The following is a 15,612-nucleotide window of genomic DNA, read 5'->3' as shown; positions in this document are numbered from 1 at the left end:
TTATATCAGCTAAAAAACCTTGCGAGATATATCTCTCACGTCGCAAACATAGACGAAGTGTCAACAGACCCTATTACCTTTTATTCTATAGATATAGTCTATTGCAATATAAATATGCTGCGGTTCGCTCTTTGTAGCACATAATAATAAGCTGATTTGACCAATCTTCATCAAATGCTGTTATTTAAGCATAGACTTTAAATTGATTTTGATAGTGTGCATGACTCCGTTCGGTTACTTCTTCTTCAATTGATCCAAAAACGAGTTGTGAACGTAACAACCATGTATCTGGAATATCAAAATGCTCTGCCACAGCACGGTCTATGTTTGGATTATAATGCTGTAAAGATGCACCCACGCCTGAATCTGCCAATGCTGTCCACACTGCAAATTGCGCCATGCCTGAAGTTTGCTCCGACCAAATTGGAAATTCTGCAGCATTAAATGGAATTTTCTTTTGCAATTGACGAATCACTTGTTGATCTTCATAGAACAATACCGTGCCAAAAGCTGCTGCACATTGTTCGATTTTCATTTTAGTACCTGCAAAAACCTGCTCTGGTACAAACTGACGTTGTACTTCCTGTACTAAATTCCAAAATTTTTTATGTGATTCAGAAAATAAAATAACCACGCGCGTACTTTGTGAATGATGTGCCGATGGACAGCTACGCACAGCTTCCTGAATCAGCTCGGTCATATAAGTTTGGCTAAAATGAACGCGTTTTCCTAAAGCATAAATACTACGGCGCTTTTTTAATTGATCGATGAAAGTCAGTTCATTTGCGTCATAGTTCGGCTTTTTCTTAAGCTTAAAGTCTTTCGTGATATCTGCTGTAAGCACATGACCAATTTTATTTAACAGTGTCATTTTGACTTCCCCAAAAAATCAATCAAAATCAATCTAATATTTTTTCTTATTGTATATAGACGAATGTGCTTTTATTCACATTCGTATTTTTAGCTGCTGCTTTTTACAACACTCAAACCCGCTAAAAACCACAAACTCCGCATTTTGCGGAGTTTGTGTGAAACTTACAGCATTTTTACATTTTAGCTTTAAACTTATTTTAAAACTTATTTCTCAGTTTCAAACAGTGCTGCAACAAATGCTTTGGCTGAGAATGGACGTAAATCGTCAATTTTTTCACCCACACCAATAAAGCGAATTGGCACATGGCTACGGCTTGCAATGTTAAATAACACGCCACCTTTTGCCGTACCATCCAGTTTAGTGATGGTGATGCCTGTTAAGCCAACAGCCTCATCAAACATTTCCACTTGGTTAATGGCATTTTGACCTGTGCCTGCATCTACGACCAACATCACTTCATGCGGTGCAGTCGCATCAATTTTTTGCATCACACGCTTAACTTTAGTCAATTCTTGCATCAGGTTGCTTTTGTTATGCAAACGTCCAGCAGTATCTGCAATTAACACATCAATGCCTTTGGCACGCGCACTTTCAAACGCATCGAAAATAACAGAAGCACTGTCTGCACCGTGACCTTGTGCAACAACGGCAACATCGTTACGCTCACCCCAAATCTGCAATTGTTCTGTCGCTGCAGCACGGAAAGTATCCCCTGCGGCCAACATGACTTTTTTACCTTCGCCTTGTAAGCGTTTCGCTAACTTGCCAATGGTTGTGGTTTTACCTACACCATTCACACCCACGACTAAAATCACATAAGGGGTTTTATTGGCATCAATATGTAAAGGTTTTACCCGTGGCGCAAGCAAAGCCACTAATTCTTCTTGCAAAGCCTTATATAAAGAATGTGAATAAATTAAGTCGCCACGCGCAGTACGCTCGGTCAAATTGGCAATAATGGTTTTCGTTGCATCTACACCAATATCTGCAACCAACAGTTGTTCTTCGACTTCTTCTAATAATTCATCATCAATTTCTTTACCGCCAATCAGAATATTCACCATGCCATCGGCAAAGTTTTTACGGGTTTTGGTTAACCCTTCTTTCATGCGACTAAAGAAACCACCTTTCGCAGGCGCATCCGTGTCTGATGATGTTTCTGCAGCATGTTCAGAGGTTTCTGCTTGTTGTAGAGGTGTTGTTTCAACAATCGGAATATTTACCGCTGGTAAATTCGGTAATGTGACATCATCATCTCCGATATCAGCATCAATCAAAAATTTATTTTGCCCATTAGATTGCTGTTGCATGCCGAATCCTTGAAAAGCATTGCGTTAAAAAATCGGATTCTAACATAAACCAATTGCTTTTACCTCGTATTCCAACCACATAGCCGCATACAAAAAATACCTACAGCAATCCTTGCCTTTCCGCTTTAATTTCTGAAAGATAAGCCGATAACGATTGATCTCCACTTGCTTATGTTCCAATTTTCGATGAAGTCTGTTTGTGCGTTGCTTTGGGGTTTAACAGCTTCGATTAGCCATGCTGAAGTTTTAGCTGCGAATAACACTTTTGAAACCACACTCAACAATGGTTTAAAAGTCATTATCCGTGAAGACCATCGTTCTCCCATGGTGATGACTCAAATTTGGTACAAAGTGGGCAGTAGCGATGAGTCCGGAAATACACTTGGGATTTCGCACGTACTTGAACACATGATGTTTAAAGGTACAGCCAAGGTGCCGAATGATGAATTTACCCGTTTAAGTCGTATTTATGGTGGCAGTGTCAATGCAGCAACCTTTACCAATTACACGAATTATTATCAGCTCTATCCCAAAACTTATTTCCCACTGGCTTTAGAGTTGGAAGCCGACAGAATGAGTAATTTGTTACTTCGCCAACAAGACTTTGAGCCTGAAATTAAGGTGGTAATGGAAGAACGGCGGCAACGTACCGATGATAATCCACGGGCTTTGGCTTTTGAACGCTTTAAATGGATTGCCTACCCAACCAGTCATTATCGCCAACCCATTATTGGGCACATGAAAAACTTGCAAAGCATTCAGCTGCAAGATGTACAGGCGTGGTACAAAAAATGGTATCGCCCCAATAATGCTATTCTAGTGATTGTGGGCGATGTAGATCATCAAGCCGCATTGTTGCAAGTCCAAAAGTATTTTGGAGATATTCCGAAAGCACCTACGCCACCGCGCAATGATGTGTTGGAGTTTGAACAATTAGGTTATCGGCACATGGAATTGTCTGCGACTGTGCAAGTTCCTAATTTATATATGGCTTGGAATGTCGGTTCATTGGCAACAGCTAAAAATCCTCAAGATGCCTTCGCGCTCACTATCATCAAACAACTGTTAGACAGTGGAATTACTTCACGTTTAGAACAGCGCTTGGTCAGAAACAATAAGATTCTTAGCTCAGTCAGTGTCAGTTATGACCCGTATCAACGTGGGGATAGTTTGTTTAGTATTTCAGCATTGCCTGCAGCAGGTGTAACGTTAAGCGAAGCACAGGTCGCGATTCAAAACGAAGTGGATACGCTAAAACAGGATTTGGTCAATTCAAGTGAAATTGAGCGCGTGGTGACTCAATTTGTGGCCAATTGGATTTATAGTCAGGATGATTTGGCAGGACAAGCCCGAACCATTGGCAATTTGGAAGTCAATGGATTCAGTCACCGTTTAATCGATGTTTTACCACAACACTTCCAAGCGATTACTGCCCAGGATCTGCAACGTGTTGCGCAAAGTTACTTTAACAAAGACAGACTTAGCACCTTGTATTTATTACCTCAAAGCACAACACCTTAAACTGTGATTTTCATGAAAAAACATCTATTCAGCACGCTTATTTTAAGCACTAGTTTTAGCCTATGTTCTGCTGGCTTTGCGATGGAAACTGCCACCACAGCAGCGCATGATTTTGCTGAAACAGATGTAAGTACGCCTTTACAATCTTTGAGCTTGCTGCACAGTTTAAATGCCGTAAATGAATTGGTCGATGTTCGCGCTCCACAGGTATATGAATTAAAAAATCATCGACACGTACGCACTTTATTTGTCGAAAATCCTGCTTTGCCAATGGTTGATATCCAACTGACTTTTAATGCAGGTTCTGCCCGCGATGCAGAAATTGAAAAAGGTTTATTTGGCGTTGCCAATATGGCAGCCCAACTGATTGATGAAGGCACCAAGCGTTATAAGGCAGAGGAAATTGCCGCAGCCTTTGAAACCACAGGCGCACGTTTTAGTACCACGGCGTACCGCGATATGTTTGTGGTACGGCTAAGAACACTGTCTGATCCGCAGAAAATGCAAACTGCCGTCAAAATGATGCTGGAAATACTGAAACATGCAACTTTTGAGCGTTCTAATATCCAGCGTGTGCAAAGCAATACACAAATTGGGCAAAAACAACTGCAAGAAAATCCAAGCCGTTTAATGAATATTCGCTTATATCGCGCAATTTACGGACAACATGCCTATTCAGAACCCATTACAGGCACCAATGGCAGCATCAAACGGATTCAACCAAAGCATTTACAACAATTTAGAGATCAGTTTCTGGTCGCGCAAAATATGAACATTGCCATTACAGGCAAATTAACCTTAAAAGAAGCAGAAAAACTTGCCAATACCATCAGCGCACATATTGCCCAAGGTGTTGCAGCAACAGCTTTGCCACAGCCTACACCTGCAACACGTTTCAACATCCAGCATATTCCCTACCGGTCACAACAGGCGCATGTCAGTATTGCACAACTTGCGACTACACGGGATGATCCTGACTATTTGGCTTTAGAAATTGCCAATAAAATGCTGGGCGGCAGCAGTTTCAATTCAATTTTGATGAAAGAATTACGAGTAAAACGTGGCTACACTTACGGTGTTAGCAGTTCGTTTCGTTTTACCCAAGCAGCGGGTTTGTTTAGCTTAGGCTATTCTACGCGCCAAGATCAGTTACTCGATAGTATTCAAGTCGCTCACCAGAGCTTAATTCAGTTTGTACAACAACCTATGAATTTAGAACAATTAAAAGAAACCAAAGCAGGTTTAATTCGTGCATTTCCGAATCAATACAGCAGCAATGCCAGTATTAATGCCCAGCTTGGGCACATCGGTTTTTATCGACTTCCTGCAAATTATTTAAGTGATTATGCAGAACGAGTGGAAAAAGTTACCGCTGAAGATGTGCAACGTGCAATTCGCAAACATTTGCATCCTGATCGTTTAACTTTAGTAATTGTGAGCGAACATTTAGATAAAGCCGCATTGGTAAAAATGCTGCAGGACAATTTACTCGCACCAACATCTTTAACACCGACACCGCACAATATGAATAACATGCCAACAGAAAAAATTACTCTTGCACCAAGGCAGGAAGTTGTTGAGCCCGATCTTGCTCCATTTGATGTGCCTGCATCAACTTTAAATAATGCACATAACGAATCGGACGTTGATTGAGTAAATGAACTGCCATGTCTTGGGTATTGGCATACATAGATTGTTGTGACAAACGCTCAACATTTTGAAATTGTTGCACCCCAACTGGGCGATAAAGCGCAACACTTGCTAAAGTTAAAATAATAAAAATGATACTCAGCACAACAATATTATAAATTTGCTCGAGTTTCAGTTGAGAAATAAATTGAATCGTTTTTTGAATTGCGTTGTGCATGACCTACCTCTAATCGCCTTAGTGTAGGATGCCCTTGTGAGATGTACAAGTTAAACAGCTCAATTTTACTGTATCGTCACAGTAAAAATTGAGCCTTTTTCTACAAATTCTACAAAGGATTTAGCTTTAGCCAATCGTGCCACGAATTACCGCAAAGTATAAAACCAATGCAATGACTGCAAGCACCAAGAAAATAGCAAATACACTGACACCGCCCTCTGCTTCGGCAGGATGCAGTTCATCTTCATCGGCAATACGGAGTAATTCACCATCATAATTACGATAAAACTCTATACGATCGCTTCGCTCTAAAGTTTTAGCAAAGTCAGCCACACGTTTACGTTGCGCCAAGCAGTATTCACCTAAATGAACATCTCGACGGAAAATTACCTCATCTAGTTTTTTACGGTGATGATGTGCCAACTCAATAATTTGAGAAGTCAATGGAGGTACATCAAAAGCACATCCGTCTACGGATCTTGTCATGTTGTTCTCCTTTTTTATCATGCTTAGAGCTTTAGTTTAATCAAAATTAAACTTGTTCAATGTTTAATCATGTAAACTTGAAATATGCTCATTAACCCCGATAATTATTTGACAATTCAATCAAATTGTAATATTAGTTTAACAATAAAGCGTTAAATTGATATGAAGCCTAAAAGGTAGGCTTAAATAAGTAATCATAATTACAATAAGGAGTTTAATATGATTCAAACGATCTCTCACCATGACTTAGAGCATGTTTATGCAAATGCAGTAAACACGATTCATTCACAAATGAACTTCCAAGACGCGGTAAAACAACTCGAAGAAGCTGCACGTGCAGGACATGGTAAAGCGGCAATGTTCTTAGCAGAACTGTATTATCAAGGTTTCCGCGTAGAACGTGATTCATTGAAAGCGCAATACTGGCAAAACATGGCCACCATGCAAGCATAATAAAACGTCACTTAGGTGGCGTTTTTTTTGACCCTTTTTTTAGATGCTCCAACCATAAATACATATTTGTTTACGATTTTAAGCAAAGCTTAAACGGTATATTCATCAATTCTTTTTACAATATAGCCAAATTTTACAACCTTGCTTGATTATGAATCAGATTAACCAACTCCACCCTTTACCAAAGGATTTTCTGCTTAAAGTTACACTATTAAAATCAATGATGTACTGCGGTGTACTTTGGGGTTTATTCCATCAAGGTTGGGCAATGAGTTCAGATCACGATGATTATATTTTCCCTTTTTGGTTAAATGCGGTACAAGCGCATAAATATGCTGCTAAACACTGGCCACAATATAGTCCTCGTAAAATTTCCGCGCAGGATTTTGAGACTTTTTTATTACCAACGCTCACCCGTTTAAATGTCACGCCAACCTTGTTTGGTTCGTCAAGTCAAAAAATTAAACTGACCACTTCACAAATGAAGCATTTCTTTTTTAATGAACCTGCGTTAAATATTGCTTAAATAAAAACTGAATAGAATTGACGTAAAAATCAACAATCGTGACTCTAAAGTATTTGCAATTTTTACAATTCACGTTACTTTAAAAGTCAAACAATAAACAACAAATCAGGACACAGAATATGACCAAGGTAACTCACGTTTTACAAGATAAAGCACATCACGAAATTTACACAATTCGCCCAGAAGCAACGGTTTTAGAAGCAATTAGTTTAATGGCTGAAAAAGGCATTGGTGCGTTGGTGGTTACCGATCAAAACAATCATGTGGTTGGTATTCTGTCTGAGCGTGATTACACCCGTAAAGTTATTTTGATGGAACGAACTTCTAAAAGCACAACGGTTAGTGAAATTATGACTGCTAAAGTACTGACCGTGACCAAAAACACCAGTGTGAAAGAATGCTTAAACTTAATTACTGACCATCATTTACGTCACTTACCTGTACTTGAAGATGAGCAGTTGGTAGGTTTAGTGTCGATTGGTGACTTGGTGAAAGCGACTATGGATGATCAGCGCAAACTGATCGAGCAGTTACAACAATATATTGCAAGCTAAGACACTGTTTTATAAAACCTGCCAAATATAAAGTAAAGATAAAAAAACCGCCTAAACTTACACATTTAGGCGGTTTTTCATATTCAGTAGAATTAATTCAAACCTAATTTTTCTGCTACATAGTCTGAATCTTTATCACCACGACCTGAAAGATTAACCACAATTTTCACGTTTTTTGCCATTTTTGGTGCTTCACGTAATGCCCACGCCACCGCATGTGAGCTTTCCAAAGCAGGTACAATACCCTCTACACGTGACAACGTCATAAAGGCATCTAAACATTCTTGGTCAGTTGCCGTTGAATACTCCACGCGACCAATGTCTTTTAAGAAGCTATGTTGCGGCCCCACACCTGGATAATCCAAACCAGAGGCAATAGAGTGCACTGGCAATGGCTCACCATGTTCATCTTCAAGTACATAACACGCCATACCGTGAAGCTGGCCTGGTTTACCCAAAGTTAGGGTTGCAGAGTGTTGATCTGTATCTAAACCATGCCCTGCAGGCTCAACACCCACAAGTTTCACTTCTGCATCATTTAAGAATGCGGTAAATGCACCCACTGCGTTTGAACCACCGCCCACACATGCCACGATATAATCTGGGTTTACACCAAAACGCTCTTGGCTTTGCAGTTTAATTTCATCACCTATAATAGATTGGAAATCACGCACCATTTTTGGAAATGGGTGTGGCCCAACCACAGAACCAATCGCATAAATAAAGTTTTTTGGGTCTTTTAAATATTCTTCAAAAGCGCTGTCCACTGCATCTTTTAAAGTGGCTGTACCGCGGGTCACTGAAATCAGGTTGGCACCTAGAATTTTCATTTTCACCACATTCGGGTGTTCTTTTTCAATATCCACCTGTCCCATGTGAATTTCACACGGAATTCCCACTAGCGCACATGCCGTCGCCAAGGCTACCCCGTGCTGTCCCGCACCAGTTTCTGCAATGACTTTGGTTTTACCCATATATTTGGCTAGTAATGCCTCGCCTAAACAGTGGTTAATTTTATGTGCACCAGTATGGTTTAAATCTTCACGCTTTAAATAAATTTGCGCACCACCTAACTGTTCAGATAAACGCTTGGCATGGAATAAAGGACTTGGACGGCCAACATAGTGAGCAAACAAATCTTTTAATTCATTCTGAAATTCTGCCGTTTTACGAATTTCCTCATAAGCAACGTTAATTTCATCCATGGCTTCTTTTAAATGTGGTGGAATAAACTGCCCGCCATATTGCCCGAAAAAACCGTCTTCATTCGGTAATGCGATGCCATTGATTTGATGATCCATATCGATCCCCTCAGATTGAAATTCACGTTGCCTATCGTGTCTGCACTTACTTAGTCTTCGCCTAACAATCACTCAAAAGTTGAGTGATATTGACGAAAATGACGATTAACGCGCCAAATATTTAGTCATATCTTCAATGCCTTTTAAAGTCATTGGATACATATGATGTTCAAAAATTTGTTTAATTAAACCAATGGTATGTGTGTAATGCCAATAGCCTTCCTGTTCAGGATTCAGCCATGCGGTTTTTTCAAAATGCTGACGCAGACGTTGTAACCAAACTTGCCCTGCCTCATCATTCATATATTCTACCGAACCACCAATCGAATTCAGCTCATAAGGTGCCATACTCGCATCACCGACCACAATTACCCGATAGTCGCGTCCATAGGTATTCAACAAATCCCACGTATTCATACGGGTACTGCTACGGCGTAAATTGTCTTTCCAAACATAGTCGTATAAACAGTTGTGGAAATAAAAATATTCGAGGGTTTTAAACTCAGTTTTGGCCGCACTAAACAGTTTTTCACATTGGGCGATGTGTGCATCCATCGAGCCACCCACATCAAACAACATCAACACTTTGACGCGATTACGACGTTCTGGCACCAATTGCACATCTAAAATGCCCTGTTTGGCAGTTTCTCGGATAGTGCCATCAATATCCAATTCTTCAGCTGCACCTTGACGGGCAAATTTACGCAAACGACGCAGTGCCAATTGCATTTGTCGTGTACCTAAAATCTGTTCATCGTCTAAATTTCGATACTGACGCTGCTCCCAGACTTTAACAGCTGAACGCTTACGTCCAGGCCCACCAATGCGTACACCTTCAGGATGATCACCAAAAGCACCAAACGGTGATGTACCGCCCGTACCAATCATACGGTTGCCACCCTGATGCTTTTTATGCTGCTCGCGTAAACGCTCTTCCAGCATTTTCATCAATTCTTCTAAAGAACCTGCTTTTTTCAGCTCTTCGCGTTGTTCTGGCGTGAGATGTTTTTCTAATAGTTCTAAGTCGAACCAGTCTTTAGGCAATTGATGAACTTGCTGCAGTAAATCATCTAAATCAAAAGTGGAAATGCCATCAAAATAATCTTTCATAGCACGGTCAAACTTGTCAAAAAAACGCTCATCTTTGACCATGACGGTTTTAACAAGTTGATAGAATTCATCTTGATCTGCAAAAACCAGACCCGATGCCACCGCCTGATTTAAGTCAATCAATTCACGTGTGGTGACAGGTACACCGTAACGTCGCAAGGTATAAAACAAGCGCACGAACATGGCGTTGTCCTCCCTTAACGGCGCGACATAAAGGCTAAACGCTCAAGCAATTGCACATCTTGTTCATTTTTGATTAATGCACCGTATAAAGGCGGAATGGCTTTGCTTTTATCGCTATTACGCAAAATATCTTCCGGCATGTCATCTGCCATCAATAGGCTTAACCAATCAATTAATTCAGACGTAGATGGTGGTTTTTTTAAGCCCGGAACTTGGCGCAATTTAAAGAAAACTTGTAAAGCTTCTGAAACCAATGTGCTTGAAATATTCGGGAAATGCACATCGATAATATCGCGCATGGTCGCTTCATCTGGAAAATCAATATAATAGAAGAAACAACGACGTAAAAAAGCGTCTGGCAGCTCTTTTTCATTATTTGATGTGATGATCACGATTGGACGTTGTGTTGCCGTAATGGTTTCGCCTGTTTCATAAACATAAAACGACATTTTATCGAGTTCATGTAGCAGGTCATTTGGGAATTCAATATCTGCCTTGTCAATTTCATCAATCAACAACACACAGCGTTCTTCGCTGGTAAATGCTTCCCACAATTTCCCGGGTTTAATATAGTTTTTAACGTCATACACACGGTCATCGCCCAGTTGGCTGTCACGCAAACGCGACACTGCATCATATTCATATAAACCTTGCTGCGCTTTGGTGGTCGATTTAATGTGCCATGTAATCAACTTTAAACCCAAACTTTTAGCAACTTGCTCTGCCAATAAGGTTTTACCTGTACCTGGCTCACCTTTCACCAAAAGCGGTTTTTGCAAAGCACGTGCGGCTTTCACCGCAAGTTTTAAACTATCAGTCGCAATGTACTGATCTGTACCCGAAAATTGTTGCGCATCAACAGACATGATTTTACCTTAATTGTTTTAGTTACAGTGGTGAGGTATTTTTCTTGGCTTTATAAGTCGTTTGTTTAAGACAGTATCTTGACCAGAAATAACCGATCAATAAGCCAAGACCGATCACAAATAAAATGGCAGATAAATTAGACCAAACCAATGGGGTTTCTTTGGTTAAAACACCAAAAAGAAGTCCAAAGATGGCTGGGGCAAGTGCTGCATTGCTGCCTTCTGATACTGTTGGGGTAAGTAAAATTGCAAACAGCACAATCCAAGTGATACCACCTAACGGATTGGGCAAGCGTTTGGCAATTTCGTACCAGCACCATAAAATAATGGCACTCCCCAACAAATAAACAGAAACAGCAATTGCTGTTTCAGGAATTGAATCCAATCCAGTCATCACACTATTCATTTCTCAACTCCTGAATAAAGCTTAAGCACCACGTAAACCTTCTGGTTCAACGGCATTTGGGTTAATTAAGCCTTCTGGTGGCACTTGAATAAAGAAGCCACGTGTTTGAATAGAATCCATGACATGCAAAACATTCACACGTGCCAACTTACGGCTTTCAGACAGTTGCAAATCCATTACAAATGTCGCACGACCAAATGCAACTCGCATTGGCTCAGGTAAAACCTCTAGCGGGTTAAACGCTTCTGCTTGATCTTCAGTTTGCTCAGGACGGGCGATGTATAAATACATCTCATCTTTTTTGCTCGATTTATAAATTGAACAGTGCATAAACAACAAAACTCTAAAAACTCAGTCAAAGGATACAACAAAAAAAACCGAGATACATTAACCATTATTAACGCATTGGTCTATGTTTACACTCAAACAAAGAATGGCGTGAAAATTCATCCATTTTCAGGTGAAAAACGGCTTTATTTAAAATGTGGATCGGTTTGATTTATTCAGCAACTTTCATCTGACCAGACAAATAACGCTCGTCGGCATGTAAAACTTCAATTAAAGGCTTGGTGAGTAATTCATAACGCCAACCTAACAAATAGTTAGGCAAATCTTGCTCATCGTTATGAAATACCACATGCTGATAAAGCGCATTGAGCCATTTTTTACGCAGCAAAACTTCTTTTGGAATTTGAGTTTCCTGTACGGCACGTTGAATCACCTGTTCTACATTTTCGCCCACTTCTTTTGAAGAATGACGAATTGGTCGCGCCATACGTAATGGCCATTGTGATTGATCAGGCAAATATTTAATTAAATCTAAAATAGTTTTGCCATGTTCACGCACAATATGCGCACGTAAATCTTTAATAGTACTGAGCTGGAACTGATTTTTAGGATTTTTCTCGACCAAGTCCAGCATAGTAGAATTACGCAAAATAAAACTACGTGGTTGGTTTAAGGCTTTTACCATTTGCTCACGCCAAACGGCCAATTGTTGCAATTGCATGAGTTGACGGCGTGAATGACGATAGTTGCCCACATCCTGATACAACAACTCTAAAGGTGTTTCTTCACCAATTTCCTGAGTTAAATTGCGGCAATCTTCTTGTGCAAAATCCAGTAAATAATTTTGTTTTAAGTCGGTTTGTACCTTATCTGCCAATTGCATTAGATACAGCACATCATTGGCAGCATAATTTAACTGCTCATCGGACAACGGACGTGCAAGCCAGTCTGAGCGAGTTTGCCCTTTATCAATATCGACATTGAGCATGGTTTTTAAAGCGTTTTGATAACTGACTTGTAAACCATGCCCTAAAAATGACATGCCAACTTGGGTATCAAACACGTTATCTAAGTTTTTTTGCTGCGCATAATGATAAATTAAATCAATATCTTCACCGCAGGCATGAAAAATATTTTGCTGCGCTTGAAACAGTTTTTCCCAAAATGCACTTAAATTTAAAGAAGTGCCATCTAACAAATAGACCTGATCATTAACATTAATTTGGAATACACCCAATTTTGGCCATAAAGTATCAACCTTAATAAACTCGGTATCTAAACCATAGATGCTGTTTTGACTCATTAATGCCAAGACATTTTCAAAGTCTTTTTGTTGGTGAATAAATTGGAACATAGCGACCAGATAGACTGCACTCTCTAGAGTTTCATTTTAAACATTAAATAGCGTTTAGCTATAAAAATATAATCGGTATTTTACTTTTTTATCTTATTTTTAAGTCAATACAGATATTTTCTAGATTTTTTTATCGTTTTTTTATCTTAATTTGATTTTTATTGGCTTTAAAGGCAAGTAATCCTTTTCATGGATGATTTATCAATTGATTATTCATATAAAATAGCCACACATGCGAAATAAACATCCACATGAAATAAGCACCTAAATGCTTATTTCATTCGCATCCGATTATGCACCGCCTGACTTAAAGTATGACTATCGACATATTCAAGTTCGCCACCTTGCGGCACACCTTGCGCGATACGGGTCATCTGCACAGGCAAATGTTTGGTCGCTTCTACCAAATAGTGTGCTGTCGCCTGACCTTCTACGGTTGCATTGGTCGCCAAAATCACCTCAGTAATGTTGCCATCACTTAAACGCTGAACCAAATATGGAATACCAATTTCGTCAGGCCCAATGCCATCTAATGGCGATAAGTGCCCACCTAAAACATGGTATTTGCCACGAAAACTGCCGCTTTGCTCAATCGCCATGACATCGGCCGGAGATTCCACCACGCAAAGTAAGTGTGCATCACGATCATGTGAGGCGCAAATATTGCAGACTTCATCTTCCGTTAATGAGTGACAAATTGAACATTCATGAATATAGCTAGTAGCTTCGTTCAAAGCATGAGCCAAACCGACTGCACCTTCTCTATTTTTCATAATCAGGTGCAATGCCATGCGTTGAGCCGATTTTGGCCCAACACTTGGCAAAATGCGTAGCGCTTGTACCAGTTGATCAAAACGATCACTAAACATACGCCGTTCCTTAGAATAAACCAGCCAAGCCCGGTGGCAAGCCCATGCCTGAGTTTGCAGACTTCATTTTTTCTTCAGAAATTGCTTCGGCTTGACGGGCAGCATCATTCATTGCAGCGGCAATCAAATCTTCAATCATGTCTGCATCGTCTTGCAATAATTCAGGGTTGATTTCAATGCGTTTGACCACATTACGGCAGGTCATAGTCACTTTCACTAAACCACCACCTGCTTCTGCATGCACTTCAGTTTGCGCAAGTTCTTCTTTGGCTTTTTTAATGTTGTTTTCCACTTCTTTTTGCATGCGCTGTGCTTGCTGCATCAACATATTAATGTTCATAAAAATCTCCGAACAAATGATCTATTTAGTTTTAAATGAGGTCTAAACCGCGCTCGATGTCGCGAATAATATCATCAATATCTTCCAAGCCAACAGAAACACGAATTAAACCTTCGCTGATACCTGCTGCTTGTTTGGCTTCTGGGGTCATTCTGCCATGCGATGTTGTTGCAGGATGAGTAATGGTTGATTTTACATCGCCCAAATTACTGGTGATAGATAGGAAGCGTGTGTTGTCAATCACAGTCCACGCGCCTTCACGCTCGCCTTTCACCACAAAAGATACAACACCGCCAAAGCCAGACTGTTGCTTTTTCGCCAACTCATGCCCCGCGTGATGCGGCAAGCCTGCATAATACACTTTTTCAACTTTTGGATGTGCATCTAGCCACTCGGCAAGTTTTTGTGCGCTGGCACAATGTGCTTTCATCCGCAGGCTTAAAGTTTCTAAACCTTTTAAGAAGATCCATGCGTTAAATGGACTTAATGAGTTACCCAAAGTACGAATCACACCGTTGATTTCTTCAACCAGTTTGTCTTTACCTACCACAGCGCCGCCTAAAGCACGCCCTTGCCCATCAATATATTTGGTCGATGAGTAGATAATTAGGTCAGCACCAAATTTAATTGGTTGTTGTAAAACTGGGGTACAGAAGGTGTTATCAACTGCAAATAAAGCATTATTTGCATGTGCAATATCGGCAATGGCTTGTAAATCGCCTACTTGTGCCAATGGATTCGATGGCGTTTCAATAAATAAAAGACGTGTGTTTGGACGAATGGCTTGTTTCCAGCTGTCTAAATCTTCTAAATCAACAAAAGTGACATCGACACCAAACTTCATCACGTATTTTTCAAATAGTGAAATGATCGAGCCAAATACAGCACGTGAACAGACTACATGATCACCCGCTTTAAGATAAGCCAAAGTGATCGCATGAACGGCCGCCATACCCGAACTTGTCGCAACCGCACGTTCTGCACCATCTAATACTGCCAAGCGTTTTTCAAAAGCCTGTACAGTTGGATTGGTATAACGTGAATAGGTATTGCCTTCAATTTCACCTGAGAATTTTGCAGCTGCATCGGCAGCATTTTCACAAACAAATGATGAAGTCAGGAAAATTGGCTCACTGTGTTCGCCTTCAATTGTACGGTTGTGTCCGGTACGAATTGCCAAAGTATCTAATTGATATTCAATGTCGTCGTGTTGACTCATCTTTACTGCTCAGCCCTAAACTTAGTCCTAAGACCTGTTTGTTAAATAATTGCCAACATTTTGAGCGCCAAGCGCATTTAAGGTC

18 protein-coding genes are annotated in these 15,612 nt (G+C 40.2%); 5 read left to right on the top strand and 13 right to left on the bottom strand.

All coding sequences use genetic code 11. The features are described 5' to 3' along the window. Window positions 1-184: 184 nt before the first annotated feature. Together CF596_RS05340 and ftsY are read right to left on the bottom strand one after the other, a co-directional pair. Complete coding sequence (locus CF596_RS05340) at window positions 185-871, bottom strand: nitroreductase family protein (RefSeq protein ID WP_096901452.1); 687 nt, start codon at window positions 869-871, stop codon at window positions 185-187. Window positions 872-1,077: 206 nt separating this feature from the next. Further along, window positions 1,078-2,184, bottom strand: coding sequence for a signal recognition particle-docking protein FtsY (gene ftsY, locus CF596_RS05335; RefSeq protein WP_004976589.1), 1,107 nt, complete (start codon window positions 2,182-2,184; stop codon window positions 1,078-1,080). Between the two features lie 186 nt (window positions 2,185-2,370). Here ftsY and CF596_RS05330 point away from each other — a divergent pair, with 186 nt between their 5' ends. Both CF596_RS05330 and CF596_RS05325 read left to right on the top strand, forming a co-directional pair. Beyond that, window positions 2,371-3,705, top strand: coding sequence for a pitrilysin family protein (locus CF596_RS05330; RefSeq protein ID WP_225530234.1), 1,335 nt, complete (start codon window positions 2,371-2,373; stop codon window positions 3,703-3,705). Between the two features lie 12 nt (window positions 3,706-3,717). Next, entirely contained in the window at window positions 3,718-5,358 is a 1,641-nt protein-coding gene (locus tag CF596_RS05325) for a pitrilysin family protein (protein WP_004976592.1), read from the top strand. On the opposite strand, the gene CF596_RS05320 is transcribed toward CF596_RS05325, so the two are convergent. Further along, on the bottom strand, window positions 5,255-5,572 hold the full coding sequence (locus tag CF596_RS05320; RefSeq protein WP_004976594.1) for a hypothetical protein: 318 nt from the start codon (window positions 5,570-5,572) through the stop codon (window positions 5,255-5,257). The genes CF596_RS05325 and CF596_RS05320 overlap by 104 nt on opposite strands. Window positions 5,573-5,698: 126 nt before the next feature. After that, window positions 5,699-6,058: a hypothetical protein gene (locus tag CF596_RS05315; RefSeq protein WP_004976597.1), complete on the bottom strand. Its 360-nt coding sequence runs from the start codon at window positions 6,056-6,058 to the stop codon at window positions 5,699-5,701. A 219-nt stretch (window positions 6,059-6,277) separates the two neighbouring features. Here CF596_RS05315 and CF596_RS05310 point away from each other — a divergent pair, with 219 nt between their 5' ends. The 3 genes from CF596_RS05310 to CF596_RS05300 all read left to right on the top strand — a co-directional run bounded on the left by CF596_RS05310 (window position 6,278) and on the right by CF596_RS05300 (window position 7,591). After that, window positions 6,278-6,511: a hypothetical protein gene (locus tag CF596_RS05310; protein ID WP_004976599.1), complete on the top strand. Its 234-nt coding sequence runs from the start codon at window positions 6,278-6,280 to the stop codon at window positions 6,509-6,511. 151 nt (window positions 6,512-6,662) lie between these two features. Continuing rightward, complete coding sequence (locus tag CF596_RS05305) at window positions 6,663-7,037, top strand: DUF2750 domain-containing protein (protein WP_004976601.1); 375 nt, start codon at window positions 6,663-6,665, stop codon at window positions 7,035-7,037. Window positions 7,038-7,156: 119 nt separating this feature from the next. Next, window positions 7,157-7,591: a CBS domain-containing protein gene (locus CF596_RS05300; RefSeq protein ID WP_096901450.1), complete on the top strand. Its 435-nt coding sequence runs from the start codon at window positions 7,157-7,159 to the stop codon at window positions 7,589-7,591. Window positions 7,592-7,683: 92 nt separating this feature from the next. On the opposite strand, the gene trpB is transcribed toward CF596_RS05300, so the two are convergent. The 9 genes from trpB to CF596_RS05255 form a co-directional block, all read right to left on the bottom strand. Then, a complete protein-coding gene (trpB, locus tag CF596_RS05295; RefSeq protein WP_004976606.1) occupies window positions 7,684-8,892 on the bottom strand; it encodes a tryptophan synthase subunit beta in 1,209 nt (402 codons plus the stop codon). 105 nt (window positions 8,893-8,997) lie between these two features. Continuing rightward, window positions 8,998-10,185: a VWA domain-containing protein gene (locus tag CF596_RS05290; protein WP_004976609.1), complete on the bottom strand. Its 1,188-nt coding sequence runs from the start codon at window positions 10,183-10,185 to the stop codon at window positions 8,998-9,000. Window positions 10,186-10,199: 14 nt separating this feature from the next. Then, the gene (locus CF596_RS05285; RefSeq protein ID WP_096901449.1) at window positions 10,200-11,051 is read right to left on the bottom strand and encodes a MoxR family ATPase; all 852 of its coding nucleotides are present in this window, start codon (window positions 11,049-11,051) and stop codon (window positions 10,200-10,202) included. Window positions 11,052-11,073: 22 nt separating this feature from the next. Further along, the gene (locus CF596_RS05280; protein ID WP_096901448.1) at window positions 11,074-11,457 is read right to left on the bottom strand and encodes a hypothetical protein; all 384 of its coding nucleotides are present in this window, start codon (window positions 11,455-11,457) and stop codon (window positions 11,074-11,076) included. 21 nt (window positions 11,458-11,478) lie between these two features. Beyond that, a complete protein-coding gene (locus CF596_RS05275; protein WP_004976615.1) occupies window positions 11,479-11,787 on the bottom strand; it encodes a YcgL domain-containing protein in 309 nt (102 codons plus the stop codon). Between the two features lie 169 nt (window positions 11,788-11,956). Further along, window positions 11,957-13,099: an HRDC domain-containing protein gene (locus CF596_RS05270; protein ID WP_096901447.1), complete on the bottom strand. Its 1,143-nt coding sequence runs from the start codon at window positions 13,097-13,099 to the stop codon at window positions 11,957-11,959. A gap of 272 nt (window positions 13,100-13,371) precedes the next feature. Continuing rightward, complete coding sequence (gene recR, locus CF596_RS05265) at window positions 13,372-13,968, bottom strand: recombination mediator RecR (protein WP_019837914.1); 597 nt, start codon at window positions 13,966-13,968, stop codon at window positions 13,372-13,374. A gap of 10 nt (window positions 13,969-13,978) precedes the next feature. Continuing rightward, the gene (locus tag CF596_RS05260; RefSeq protein WP_004976621.1) at window positions 13,979-14,308 is read right to left on the bottom strand and encodes a YbaB/EbfC family nucleoid-associated protein; all 330 of its coding nucleotides are present in this window, start codon (window positions 14,306-14,308) and stop codon (window positions 13,979-13,981) included. A 31-nt stretch (window positions 14,309-14,339) separates the two neighbouring features. Beyond that, complete coding sequence (locus CF596_RS05255; RefSeq protein WP_096901446.1) at window positions 14,340-15,527, bottom strand: O-succinylhomoserine sulfhydrylase; 1,188 nt, start codon at window positions 15,525-15,527, stop codon at window positions 14,340-14,342. Window positions 15,528-15,612: the final 85 nt, after the last annotated feature.

The sequence above is a fragment of the Acinetobacter sp. YT-02 genome, from assembly GCF_002412355.1.
Taxonomy (GTDB): domain Bacteria; phylum Pseudomonadota; class Gammaproteobacteria; order Pseudomonadales; family Moraxellaceae; genus Acinetobacter; species Acinetobacter towneri.
This window is presented reverse-complemented; position numbering and strand designations above follow the sequence as displayed.